The 14063-nt window shown below is 48.0% G+C and carries 9 protein-coding genes; all 9 read left to right on the top strand.

What is annotated here, in order from left to right; translation table 11 throughout:
* The first annotated feature begins 22 nt into the window (after positions 1–22).
* The 9 genes from HYN51_RS10445 to tssG all read left to right on the top strand — a co-directional run bounded on the left by HYN51_RS10445 (position 23) and on the right by tssG (position 14057).
* Entirely contained in the window at positions 23–1540 is a 1518-nt protein-coding gene (locus HYN51_RS10445) for a T6SS immunity protein Tli3 family protein (protein WP_108899969.1), read from the top strand.
* Positions 1541–1542: 2 nt separating this feature from the next.
* The gene (locus tag HYN51_RS10440; protein WP_108899968.1) at positions 1543–3849 is read left to right on the top strand and encodes a T6SS effector phospholipase Tle3 domain-containing protein; all 2307 of its coding nucleotides are present in this window, start codon (positions 1543–1545) and stop codon (positions 3847–3849) included.
* A gap of 39 nt (positions 3850–3888) precedes the next feature.
* The gene (locus tag HYN51_RS10435) at positions 3889–4158 is read left to right on the top strand and encodes a hypothetical protein (RefSeq protein WP_108899967.1); all 270 of its coding nucleotides are present in this window, start codon (positions 3889–3891) and stop codon (positions 4156–4158) included.
* A 43-nt stretch (positions 4159–4201) separates the two neighbouring features.
* Positions 4202–5659, top strand: a complete 1458-nt coding sequence (locus tag HYN51_RS10430) for a hypothetical protein (protein ID WP_108899966.1) — start codon at positions 4202–4204, stop codon at positions 5657–5659.
* A 54-nt stretch (positions 5660–5713) separates the two neighbouring features.
* Complete coding sequence (locus tag HYN51_RS10425; protein ID WP_108899965.1) at positions 5714–5971, top strand: PAAR domain-containing protein; 258 nt, start codon at positions 5714–5716, stop codon at positions 5969–5971.
* Positions 5972–6273: 302 nt separating this feature from the next.
* Positions 6274–9702 (top strand): ImcF-related family protein, encoded by a 3429-nt coding sequence (locus HYN51_RS10420; RefSeq protein WP_192878395.1) that lies wholly within the window; start codon positions 6274–6276, stop codon positions 9700–9702.
* Positions 9692–11272, top strand: a complete 1581-nt coding sequence (gene tssA / locus HYN51_RS10415) for a type VI secretion system protein TssA (protein WP_108899963.1) — start codon at positions 9692–9694, stop codon at positions 11270–11272. The genes HYN51_RS10420 and tssA overlap by 11 nt, the downstream gene beginning before the upstream one ends.
* 14 nt (positions 11273–11286) lie before the next feature.
* Positions 11287–13053, top strand: a complete 1767-nt coding sequence (gene tssF, locus HYN51_RS10410; RefSeq protein WP_108899331.1) for a type VI secretion system baseplate subunit TssF — start codon at positions 11287–11289, stop codon at positions 13051–13053.
* Positions 13017–14057, top strand: a complete 1041-nt coding sequence (tssG, locus tag HYN51_RS10405) for a type VI secretion system baseplate subunit TssG (protein WP_108899332.1) — start codon at positions 13017–13019, stop codon at positions 14055–14057. Before tssF ends, tssG begins: the two co-directional genes overlap by 37 nt.
* Positions 14058–14063 lie beyond the last annotated feature (6 nt).

Here is a 14063-nt window from a genome sequence, read left to right as displayed (position 1 = left end):
AGTTTCCACAAAAGGGATCTATATGACAACACCATCACCAAAAAAGAAGAAATCGATTTATATTATTTTGCTTATTGTATTAGCCGCAGTTCTCTCTATGGTGCTGTTGTTAGGTATTTGGGGACAAATTCAAACTCGGCTAAGTATAGGGGCCGCCTTTGGTGGTGCAGGGTTTGAGAATTTGCCTATGCGAACACATCATGCGGCTTATGATATAGAGCCGCAGGTGATTTATCGGTTGGATGATAACCGCTACGTAGAGCTGAGTAACTATGAGGATTGTAAACCTACGGGTGAAGATCAGTGGGTAGCAGAGGCTTGGTATTATGATAGAAATTTGGGTATAAAGACGGAATTATCAACAGGAATGCGCAGCTATCAGGGACGAATAATCAATGCTGACCCGAGCGGCAAGAATCTTATTTTTCCTGCGTCAAGTGATCGATTGAACTGTTCGGAAAGAGGATGCGGTAGTTCAACAATAGCTTACTCTACAGACTATGGTAGAACGTTGTCTTATAAAAGGATAGGTGGCTCCGGTACATCGTCAAACCCTTCAGAAGATTCGAAAGAATTTACCGTAGTGATAACGAAAAAAGAGCTGATTTATTATAACGGTGAGGAGGGTGATTACTTCTTTTCGAGAATTGAGCTTGATGGAAAAACCATTAATGGAGAATTAGTAAGTCATTATGATCACGTAAAAACCATACCACCTTACCCAGTATTGATGGACCACTATCAGTGTGACACCAGCATTAAACCCAAAAGTGTTGGGCGTATTACGGTAAAAGAATACGATGAGCGTCGCAATTCATATGTCGAATCGCTTTTATCAGTGGTGAACGGGGTTATATCGGTACTTGATAAGGTCGAATCCTGGCAGGTAACGCTACGCACGAACTATGCAGCCTATGACATAGTGCCGCAAGTGATTTATCGGTTAGATGATCATCGCTACGTGGAGCTAAGTAATTATGGTGGCTGTCTACCGACCTATGAAGATGAAAAAGTGGTGGAACTCTGGTATCACGACCTGAGACGTAATATTAAGACCAGACTCTTTTCGAAAATGCGTAACTATCAGGGGCGGGTTATCAACGCCGACCCAAGCGGTAAGAATTTGGCTTTTCCGGTTACACCGGACAGAATGACTTGTGAAGAGGAACTATGTGGAGAGTCGATGGTGTATTACTCTACTGATTATGGCAACACATTTAAACCTTTCCATTTTCTTACCTTTCGTAATGGTAAAGATGAGGCAACAAATCCTTTAATGCATTCGAAACAATATACTACCATCATTACTAATAATGAGTTGATAGTGTATGAAAAATACGGACGTATATACAAAGTTAAAAAAATTGTGCTGAATAAAGAGAATAAAAATGAAACGCCAGAAAGAATTTATAGTGATGAAGATAGCATACCGTCTTATAGCGTTATGATGGACAGTTATTTCTGTGATGCCAGCATTAAACCCAAAAGTATTGGTGGTATTTCAGTAGAAGAGTACAACAGACAAAGAAAAGGGAATTAATCATGGGTAAACATGATGGAGCAACCAGAAAGCTCAATATTTCAAATAATGCTAGTGGTCAGGTGACGGCTTCTGCGGCAGCAAGGCCGAGTAATGTCGATGTAACCCCTGAAGTTTCTCCAAAATCTCACCTTCCCGGCGTGATCATTTTTGTCCATGGCGTTAATTCGGAGGGCGAGTGGTATGAAGAGGCCGAGCAAGCACTATGTGATGGCTTAAATAAGCGATTGTTTTTAGAAAAAGGCAATAAATTTGAATTAAAGCCGAATCTATATCGAGGTGATAAAAAATCTGAGGTTGATCGTATCCTTAATAAGGGTGATATGAGTTATTTAATAGAATCAAATAACTCGCCTGTCATTCGCTTTTATTGGGGGTACCGTGCTGGAGTAGATTTGGGGGATTATCTGGTACCGCTAAGAAATAACAAAGGGGATAGTTATCAGCAGTATCTGCTGGATCGGAAGTTATCGGATAAAGAGATTGCCGAGCTGGGACCCTATTTTTGGGGCGGAGGGCCATTTCAGAATGCTTCAACCACTCTTAATCCAATGTGGGGGGACTTTAGCTTTAGCGAGGAGATTGCCGGTGGTTTACTGTCGACTCAATGGTTTAATCCGGAAGATGACCGTCTGCTAACGACGGCACCGTCGCGCAAGTACTATTCTCACGCAGCCTGGCGACTGGCGATGCTTATTCAACGTATTCGAGATGACTACCCGGACGATACAGTAACAATTGTTTCCCACAGTAAAGGGACAATGGTGGCGGCGGCGGCGGCATTAATTAGTGCCCCTGATGCACTGTTTTTACTTAACTCACCTTATCGTATGATGAATATCATGACTGATTATTCAGCAGTGGATAAGTCTGAGTGGGTGAGCGACGCGGGTAGAGAGGAAACGCTGAAGGCTGTGGTTAAGGCTGTGGCCGAAAATGAGAATAAACTTGCCAAAAGTGGTTTGGAGAAGCATATATCTTTGGGAAAAGGTAAAGACGGTAGAGCATGGACGCCAAATGCATTACATGGAGGAGTCAATGGTAAGGATATTCGAGAAAGGGATAATCACGGTCGTACCTATATTTATTGCAATGCTCATGACAGAGTAATGGGGTCCGTCGCGCTGGTAAGTATAGGTTGGCAGGGGCTTCCCAACAGTAAAGACGGTAAGATGCATCCGTTACTGGCAGAGTGTGAAGGTAAGTTATTTCAACGATTAATGGCCAGATCAACACCATGCGGAGGTGAGCCGAATGCTAAAACTAATTTTGGTACACTACCTGATATGTATAAAGAGCCGTTTTGGGATAATATGGGTTTTGCAGTAGAAATTAATAGTTGGGCAGTAAAAGTGGCTTATCCGGTATTTCTTCTGAAAGATAGTTTTATGCCAATTTGGGAAACGCCACCAGAATGGCAAACAATGAATATCAATGCTGAAGAGGTACCGGAACCTTTGACGGACAGTGAGATGAAGGTTTTCGATGAGAATAATCGACATAAAGACAGAATGAAGCAAGGGCCGTTTGGTGAAGGATGGGGGCAAAAAACAGTAAAAGATAATAAGATAATAGATAATGATGACGGCTATCGTTATTATCTGCCGATTTTTCAGATGAAGGAGCTTGGCTACCAAAAGGATAAACTAAAAGCGCCTCATAGATACTCAGTCACATTATTAAATACTTTGCCAGAGGGAATAGAACCCAGTCCAGCGGCGGAAAAACAACGCCTCATTAACCGAAGTAAAGGCGAGTTGGGAATAAATAATGGCTGGATAGTCTGGCAGTATAAAAACTATGTCAATGGCAATACCCCACAAAAAGCAGGTGTGAGTGATGGTAACAGGATATTTCATTACTACTGCTATTTGGAGTTCAATACTAAAAAGTATGAAGATGCATTAAAACAAACGGATGAAAAGGCCAAGACTTATATTTCTCGGCCAACCGATCATAGTACTTTGCCCAGAAACCAGAAGATTATGAGCCGAGTGTTAGCATTTGATCTGCCGATAGGCTTTGGCCGTAGTTTGGATAATATTAAGGAGGCTCTGATAACGCAGGCTGACTGGACCCTACCTAATAGTGACTTTTATATGGAAAAAGGAGTTCTGGCACAGAACTCTGGAGGGGCTGCTTTGATAGAAGAATATTTTGCGAATCAAACTAAATTGTCTCCTGCAATGCCATCGACGGTGAACCATAGTAGGCTCACACAAAAAGAGTTGGATGTATTACTTAATGAAGGACATGAGGTGGCAAAAGATTATGAAGAAGCCAAAGAACACGGTATTGTTTATGACTAACAATTATTGAAAAATCACAGTATAGAGTGCTGGTCTATTATGCTAATAATAGGTTTTGGTCGTAGTCTGGGAAAAATTAAAGATGAGCTAATTAAATTAGCTGACTGGACATTAACCGATAGTGATTTTTATATGGATAAGGGGATCTTGGCTCAGGAACCTGCAGCGGCTTCACTCATTCCTCAATATTATCCTTGCCAGAAAATACTACCCGTAACCATGCCTTCTGATATTAATACTGAAACCGTACTGGAGCAAACCAGTGCTGATCTTAATGAAGCCGTAATATCGAATGATTATTCTTTCTAAGAATCCTGGTCGTCTTCAAGATTAAATTCATTGGAGTTAATTAATGAGTTGGGCTATTCCTGAAATAAACAGGTTAAAAGAAAGGTCCCGTTATCGTGGCTGGATTATTTCTCTGATAATACTGATGTGTGTTGTTGTGGGAATTGCTTATATTGTTATTAGTACACCTATAGAAAGGTTATATACTCAATCAATTTCAGAATACACATCTATTATTATTGGCGTTGTTGTGGGTATGTTCTTTATATTATCGGCCTATGCATTACCTATTGAACACGAAAAAATTAAAGTTTCATTATGGAATCGCTGGCGAGCCAGCGATCTACATGCATGGCAGAACTGGAGTCATCAGCATTATGTATTGGTAGATAGTGCAATACTGTCAACGCGTTTACCATTGAGTAAAAGCGCAGAAGAAATCTTTAGTACAGATATAGAAAGTGACAGACTGCCATTATTTGCTGAAGAGTTTGCACCACCGGGTTTGACACGACTAAATTTAATGTGTAAGAAACTAATTACTGACATTAAACCTACATTAGAAACACTGGATGTTAAAACTAAAATAATTGTTTATCTACAGTTAGATGAATTTATTCAGAAACAATCAAGAAACATAGCTGAAACCACAGAGACCTTGCTAGAAAACCGCATTAAGAAACAGTTTAATGCGCTTTGGCTGCAATTAAGTATAAAGCATAATATCGAGGTGTGCTTTATTACCTCTGAACAGGCCATTGATGACTTACAGCAAAGACTTGAAGAGGAACACGAGGAGGGGATATTGATTATCACGGCAAAATATCAGACACCAGTAACACAAGGAGCTGATGAGTTGGCAACGATAGTTTTTTTATTACCAAGCTTGATTATGTCAAGAAGTGCTGCTCCTGATTCGCCGAATGCCTATCGAATTATGTATTCTTCAAAGGACAGTTTGTCTCATGACATTGAACATCTTCTTCAAGCAGGTCAACAACCACTGGCTTCGATTGATACGATTTGGTTTGCTAATGTTGATGAAGAGATAGAAACACAGCTTAATGTCATTGCCAGCCAATTAAATATACCTCTAAACCGTCAACAGGCACCTTTTGGTTTAGTTAAGCTGGATAAAATAATTGGTCCATCAGGATATTTAACTTTTTGGTATGTATTAGCTTTTTCCGGAAATTCGCTGAAAAAAAGAAAAGGCGCTTGCTTATCAATTTCTACCATTAATGACGATAAAATAGTTTTGCAAATTGTTGGTAATCAAGATGAGATAGTAAAAAATTTCACTTATGATAGCGAACATATAGTATTTCCTTTTGGTAGTGTATCTCTTTCATTTGCACTGATATTACCGCTAATCATCTCAGTTTTTTTGCTATTCCCTAAACTGAACTATGGGGTGTTATTTTTATTAACAGTATTAGCTGTTTTTCTTATTAGTTTATTTGTTATTTTCTCTCATCGTTTGTTATGTAGCGCGAAGATAATACAAGATTATTATAAATAGACATTGAAAAAAACTGCTAACAGATATGGTATCAATAACACGATAGGCTTAATAATGAAAAAAGTAATCAGACTTAATGACATCACCTCTCATGGTGGAAAGGTCATTACAGCAACATCATCATTTAATATAGATGGTGTGCCTGTTGCACTAATTAATGATTTAGTTTCTTGTCCTGAACATGGAATCAATCCGATTGTTGAATGCTCTCGTTCATTTGTAGAAAATGGGAAGGGCATTGTGGTTGAACAATGTAAAAGTGCATGTGGTTCGATTGTTTTTTCCAGTCAGAAAAATGTGATTTTTGAATAATAATAAAAATAATCAATCGTACTATATTATAAATATATATCCCTCCTCTATTTCTTTGATTGTTCGCTCAAGCTGTTATTTTAATAAGATAGTCGATTATACTATTTTAAGGAATTATTTTAATGAGTAAATGGAAGCTTTTCAGTTTTATTATAATTACTTTTTTATTCATATTAGCCTTGTGGTGGGTTGTTGATTATTTTACAGAAATACAGGGATGGAATGACTTAGGTCAGAAACTATTTATTTGGGGTTCAGCTTGCTTATTTTTTACATTGTTTGGTTTACTACCAATAATGTTTATGATTAATAATCAAATAAAAGCTAAGCATCAAGAAGAACAAAAGTCCCCACCAATTACTGAACATAATAAAAAAACTGATGCTGTTAATTCTCCTTTTTTAGATTTGGCAACCCACCTCCGCCACCGCTACGGCCTTTTCTCTTGGCGTCGCAAATTACGCTGGCTGTTAGTCACCGGTGAAGCGGTAGACGTAGAGCAGGCGGCACCGGGGTTAATCGCTCAGGGCTGGCAAACCAGTAACGATACGCTATTGATTTGGGGTGGTTCATCCCAAACGCCGCCGGATGAAGCGTGGTTAAAGCAGTTGAAAAAACTGCGCTGGCGCAGGCCGATTGATGCGCAGGTCTGGGTGGTGTCTGCGCTTCACTATGAGCCGACCAAAGTGCAGAAAGCATTTCAGGATAAGGCACTGTGGCACATGCACAGCCGCAATAAGCTGTTGCGCTGGGCAGCGCCGCTGTATCTGCTGGACCTTCGCACCATGACGTGGACGCAGGATGAACGGGAAGAGCTTCAGGTGGGTACACTGTTCCCCGCCAAACCCCAGCCGGATACCCTGACCAAGCTGCTGTCAGCGGTGGTGAAACAAACCACCGGCTTGGGTATGGAGCAGGTGATGATCAACAATCGTCACGCCTTCCTGCTGCAACTGGCTCAGGACTTAGAACAGCGCGATATTCCTCGTTTGCGCGCGTGGTTACCGGCGTTTGTGACGACTCAGGGCGGTAATCAACTGCGTGGGTTGCTGTTTACGTCTAAAGTGACCCGACCCGATACGCTGGCGGAACACGCCTTTCTCCCTACGCCAGCATGGCAGGTGGTGACGGACGACAGCCGCAAAGCCAAAGGGCGGGGCGTGGGTATTCAGTGGGTAAACAGCGCGGTGGCAACGGTATTAGGTATTGTGCTGCTGTTTGGTGTGGGCTGCATTGTCTCCTACATCGGCAACCGGGGTCTTATCTCTTCGGCGGAAGATTTGGCGAAGCAGAGCACCGATCCTCGCGCCAGCCTGACCGAACGCTTAACGCGCCAGCAGGCGTTTAAACAGCAAATTTCCCAACTGCAATACCGCGCTGAGCACGGTAGCCCGTGGTATCTGCGCTTTGGTTTGAGCACCAACAATAAGCTGCTGACGGTGCTGTGGCCTTATTACCACACCGCCAATCAGCAGAACATTCAGCAGCCTATCGTGGATAACCTGTACGGCAAACTGAGTGAATTGGTGCAAATGCCCCCCAACAGCCCGGAACGCGCAGCGCTAGCCAAAGCGGGTTACGACCGGCTAAAAGCCTATCTGATGCTGTCCCGCCCCGACCGAGTTGATGCGCCGCTGCTGGGCAATATTCTGATTGAAAATAACAAACAGGCTCCGGCTACCGTCTCTGACGGCGTGTGGCAAAGCGTTGGCCCGGAGCTGATGCAGTTCTATGCCAGCAATCTCTCCCGCCATCCAGATTGGGCGATTAAGCCAGACAGAACGCTGGTTAGCGATGCCCGTCAGGTCTTGATCAACCAGATCGGTATGCAAAATGCGGAAACCTCGATTTATCAGGGTATTTTACGGCGCGTGGGGCAAAACTACGGCAATATGTCGCTGAGTCAGGTGCTCAACGGCATGGACAGCCGCACGCTGTTTACCACCGACGAAGAGGTGCCGGGCATGTTTACCCGCGATGCGTGGGAAGGCATGGTGGAGAAAGAGATTGATAAGGCGGTGAAAAACCGCCGTGAAGAGATTGACTGGGTACTGACGGACGGCGGCAAACAGCCCGCCAACGACATTTCGCCAGAGGTACTCAAACAGCGGTTAAACGAACGTTATTTTACCGACTACAGCGCCGCTTGGCTGAACTTCCTGAACAGCATCAGTTGGACGCGGGCAGAGTCCATGTCCGATGTGATTGACCAATTGACCCTGCTGGCGGACGCGCGCCAGTCGCCGCTGATTGGGCTGATGAATACCGTCAAATATCAGGGCCAGACCGCCCAAAAAGGACGGGCATTAACCGAAACGCTGGTGAAATCAGCGCAGGCGGCGTTTGGCAGCAAAGCCAAACGGCTGGATGCCATTCCGATAGACGACGATACGCCCGTCGGCCCGCTGGATGGCACCTTCGCGCCGCTATTGCGTATTGTGCAGGCCACCACCAAAGAGGGCTGCGATAACCTTAGCCTGCAAACCTACCTGACCCGCGTGACTCGGGTTCGCCTCAAACTTCAGCAAATTACCAGCGCGCCGGACCCGCAGGCCATGACGCAATCGCTGGCTAAAACCGTGTTTGAAGGTAAAGCCATCGACTTAACCGACACCCGCGATTACGGCAGCCTGATTGCCGCCAGTATGGGAGAAGAGTGGGCGGGTTTTGGCAGCAATCTGTTTGTACAGCCGCTGGAGCAGGCGTGGCAGGCGGTACTCGAGCCGGCGGCCATGAGCTTTAATAATGCTTGGCGTGAAAGCATTGTCGACCCGTGGTACCGGGCCTTTAATGGCCGCTATCCGTTTAAAGCCACGGCGAACGATGTTTCCCTGCCTGAATTGGGGCGTTTTTTGCGTCCCGATACCGGCCTGATTGAGCGCTTTGTCAGCACTCAACTGGGGGGAATGCTGCATAAGCAAGGGGACGTTTGGGTTGCCGATGCGCTGAACTCTCAGGGATTAACCCTTAATCCGCAGTTTATCAGCGCGTTAAATCAGCTCAGTCGCATTTCCGCCATGCTGTATGCCAACGGTGATGCGGGAATGACCTTTGAATTGATGGCACGCCCCAGCCCGGGGGTCACCAAAACCGAACTGCTGTTGGATGGCGCAACCCTGAGCTATTTCAACCAAATGGAAAGCTGGAAAACCCTGCGCTGGCCGGGCGATGCTTACACTCCCGGCGCGCAGCTAAGCTGGAGTACCGAACAAACCGGGCTGCGCCTGTTGGACAGTCCAAAAGGCAGTTGGGGCTGGGTTCGCCTGCTGGATAAAGCCAACATCACTCAACTGGACAGCACCCGCTATCGACTGGTGTGGAAGGCGGATGACGGCAGCGAACTCAACTATATCCTGCGAGTTCAGAACAATAGCGGCCCGGTCGAGCTGCTGAGTCTGAAAGGCTTCACCTTACCGGCTAACGTATTCCTGACCTCTCGGACGCCGGTGATGCCGGACGCCTCGGGAGATATGACGCAACCGGCCAAACCAGCAACCAAGACAACCGCCAGCCCACGAAAACATACGCCCGTGTCTACCGCCGACGCCTCTACGGTGATGCCGGCGAAGTACCGCAAGAAAAAGGCCGCGGCGGATAAGGTGGCGCAATCCATCGCCGAACAGGCAACCGCGACCCCGGACGAAACGGCGACTGACGAAAGTGTACAGCCCGAACCGGCTGAGGAAACAACCATCGTCCCGATGATGAGAAGAGAACACGATGCTAACTAATTTACTGCAAGCCCTGTTTGGCAGCCGCGACCCGCAGGAAGGGGTGAAAAAACGCATCCAGCAACATTGGCAATCGTGGCTGGTGCCAATCGAAGGGGATAACCCCACGGGCATCGACCCCAGCTATGACGACGATTTCCAACTGATAAAAGAAGAGATCGCCAAACTGTCCGGTATTGACGCCGCGCTGATTATTGAAATCAGTGAAAAGCTGCTGCAAAAGCGCACCAAAGACATTCGCGTGGCCTCTTACTACGCTTGGGCGCGCCTGCGGCTGGACGGTATTTCCGGACTGGCGGACGGTCTGGAACTGATGGCCGGTCTGGTGGCCCGTTACGATACCGCGCTGTATCCCAAACGTGCCGAAAGCAAAAAGTCGTCCATCGAGTGGTTAGCCAGCAGTAAGTTTATTGACTTACTGGACGTGCAAAACAGCTTTCAGCATCAGGATCTGGAACGCGCCATCTCTGCACTGTCGCTGATGGTTGGCTATACCAATCAGTGGGAAGGGGAACTGCCGCCGGATTTACGCGGCCTGATCCGCCTGTTTGAAACCCGACTGGAAAACCCGGAACCGGAGCCATTACCGTCGGCACCGGTCACGCCGCTGACCAATACGGTTTCGACCAACGGCCTGAAAGTGAAGACTGAGGACGTGCGTTCATTACGGGAAGTGCTGGACCAAACCCGTCAGATTTCTGCATTTTTGCGCGAGAAGCCGGATGGCTATCTGGCGGCGTTTCGCCTGATCCGCAGTATCCGATGGGATACGGTCACGGCGTTACCCCCGCACGATACCCACTATGCGACGCGCTTAATCGCTCCCCGCAGCGAGCTGAAACAGCACCTTAATCGCCTGTGGCTCCAACAAAGCTGGATAGAACTGCTGGAGCAGGTAGAGCGTGCGTTTTCTGAGGCGGCCAACCACTTCTGGCTCGATCTGCAACGCTATGCCTGCGATGCCATGCTCAATGCTGGCGCACCCTATAGCGGCTGGCAGGAGATCTGCCTGACGGATGTGGCCCTGATGCTAGACCGGCTAAAAGGGCTGGAGCGATTGACCTACAGCGACGGCACGCCGTTTGCCGATGATGACACCCTGAACTGGATAGCGTCGTCCGCCTCTATTCGTCATCTGGATGAAGGCGAGTCTCTGGCACCCATTCCGGTGAATGTGGGGGGGAATTGGGGCGAAATCGAACAGCAGGCGATGGAAATCGCCGGTCGCGACGGGCTGGAGTCGGCGTTTAACTGGATGAACAACCTGCCGGATATGGTGACCGACCGCCAACGCTATCTGCACCGTATGCTGTTGGCGCGACTGGCAGAACAGCATGGGCAGCGGGATATGGCCTTTCGTCTGTTGAATGCGCTCAATCGGGAATGTGATAACTACCGCTTAACCGGCTGGGAGCCGGATCTGGTGTTTGAACTCAAGTCGCGGCTGTTAAAGCTGGTTCAACAAAAAAGCGTACTGAAAGATGCGGATAAAACCACGCTGAATAAAGACGCCGATCAACTACTCAGTGAGCTAACGGTACTGCATCCTGCTCGCGCATTGACATTTTAAGGGCACCGACTCCAATGGACGATTTGATTAAACGCTATTATGAAGCGGAAATGCGTTATCTGCGTGAAGCAGGTAAAGAGTTTGCACAGGTGCATCCGGACAGGGCAGGCCTGCTGAATCTCGATCGGGTTGGCGACAGAGACCCCTACGTAGAACGGCTGTTTGAAGGCTTTGCTTTTCTCATGGGCCGCCTGCGCCAAAAGCTGGACGATGACCTGCCGGAGCTGACCGAAGGGGTGGTCAGTCTGCTGTGGCCGCACTATCTGCGTATTATTCCTTCGCTGGCGATTGTTGAACTATTACCAGACTTCAACGTACTGCCGCGTAAAGAGATCGTTGAGCCGGGGTTTGGGGTACAAACTTCGCCTATCGGTCCCTCGAAAACCTGCTGTAAATATCAAACCACGCAGCGGGTAGAAATACAGCCAATCAAAATTACCCGCGCAGGCATACGCAGCCATCAGGATGGGCGCTCGGTTATCCATATGCGCTTTGATTTTGGTGAGATGGCGGACAGAAAACAGATGGATCTGTCTAATCTGTGCCTGTATATCAACGCCGACACACCGGTGGCGTCAGCCCTGTACCGCGCTATGGTGTATCAGGTCGGCGCGATGAAAATCCGCTATCCCGGCTATCAGGATGGCGCGCTACAGCCGTTTAATGGGCGCATCACCCCGGCGGGTTTTTCTTCCGATGAGCGGCTGTGGCTGAAGCCGGATAATGCGTTTGGCGGCTATCAACTGCTGCTGGAGTATTTCACCTTCCGCGAAAAATTTATGTTTGTTGATTTACAGGGGCTGGATTTGGCGCAAATACCGCTAGCCTGTAACGCTTTTGAACTGGAGCTGGTGTTAAATGAAATCTGGGCTGACGACCTGCCTTTTAACGCAGAGAATATCCGTCTGCACTGTTCACCGGTGATTAATCTGTTTCCGATGGAAGCCGATCCGGTCAGAGTGAATCAATTGGACAGCGAATATCTGCTGCGTCCGCTGCTTTTGCAGGATGGACACATTGAAATCTATTCGGTGGATGCAGTGCAGTCCATCAGCCGCCACGGCCGTGCCAGCTATGTTCCCTTCACCAGCTTTCGCCATCGCGGCGGGATGTTGCGCCATGACGCACCGGAGCGCTATTACCACACGCGCGTGCGGCGCGGCGCATCGGGATTGCACGATACTTGGTTGATTCTGGGGGGACAGGTATGGGATAGGGCAGAAGAAGTCTATGATGAGACGCTCTCTCTGCGCATTACCGGCACCAACGGCATGTTACCCCGCAAGGCGCTGCGTAATGCGTCAATCAATCAAATCAGCCATAGCCAAACCGGCGTGGTGGCGGTGCGTAATCTGTGTGCGCCAACCTTGCCGTGCTACCCACCGGTGAATGACCGTTTTCACTGGCGGGTGTTGTCCCATCTGGCTCCTAACTACCTGTCATTAATGAATGCCGAAGTGCTGCGCGGTACCTTGGCCCTGTACGATTGGACGGACAATGAGCTTAATCGCCGCCGTCTGGAAGGCATTGTGGAGGTGAAACACAAACCGGTACAGCGCATGACCAAGGGCATGCTGGAACGCGGGGTGGAAATTGAAATCACCCTGAATACCCATCAGTTCCCCGGCGAGGGGGATGTGGCCCTGTTTGGTGAGCTGCTGCATCAGTTCTTTGCGCTGTATGCCGACCTGAATCTCTTTACCCGCCTGACGTTAGTACTTTTACCTACAGGGAAACGTTTAAAATGGACCGACAGCAAGACAGTACGTTCTCCCCTTTGATGGAAGGGCTGTTCCGGCACGTGCCGCGAATGAATTTTTATAAGTTCTGTCAGTATATTGAACAGCAACATCCTGATTTACCGCCGCTGGGCAAAACCGAAACGCCGGGCACCGATCCGGTTCGCTTTCGGCCAGTGCCGGAGATGGGTTTTCCCGCCAGTGAAATGAAGCGAGTAGAGTGGGACGCACAATTTCCCGAGCGCCCGCCGACGGTACGCACCACCTTTTTGGGACTGTACGGCGTCGATGCGGTACTGCCTTACGCCTGGCTGGATGACATTGTTCAGCGTCAGGAGGGGCATGAGTCGCTGGAAGGGTTTCTCGATATCTTCAACCATCGGGTCATGACCCAGTATTATCGAATTTGGCTGAAATATTACTATCCGGCCGGATTTCGCGCCGGGGGGACAGATTTAGTCTCCCAGTGTTTACTGGGGCTGGCGGGCTTCGGTATCGAAGGATCTAGCGAGCAGATAGCCGCGCCGCCGTCGCGTTTTCTGGCGCTGCTGGGGCTGATCACCCAACGAACCCGCACCGGTGACGGCTTACGCTGTGTGGTAAATTTGCTGCTACCGGGCGCGGAGGTTGAGGTGCGGGAGTTCTATCCCCAGTGGTTCAATCTTGAGTCGCCCGCCCGATTACAACGGGATGAACCGGTTAGCCTACAGCGCTCGGCGGTTTTAGGCCGACGCTTTAAAGAGAGCAACAGTGCGGTTCACGTCACCATCACCCCCATCAATATTCAACAGGTAGAAGGGCTGCTGCCCGGTGAATCGATTCATACCGATTTAATGGCGCTGCTGCGGGCCTACCTCGGCTATCGTTTTGACGCCTGTATGAACATGAATGTGAAACGGTCGTTATTGCCTAAAGCACAGTTAGGGGAATCCCGGGTGCGTTTAGGGCTCACGGCGGTGCTGGGCATGAAGCAATGGGATAAGCAACATCAGGCAATAACGGTCAATCTGGGGCGCTATGTGGGTTTAGCCGCTGGACAGCAATAGAGAAAA

The organism is Limnobaculum parvum (genome assembly GCF_003096015.2).
GTDB classification, from domain to species: domain Bacteria; phylum Pseudomonadota; class Gammaproteobacteria; order Enterobacterales; family Enterobacteriaceae; genus Limnobaculum; species Limnobaculum parvum.
Note: the sequence above shows the minus strand (reverse complement) of the source record. Positions and strands in the feature narration are given on the sequence as shown.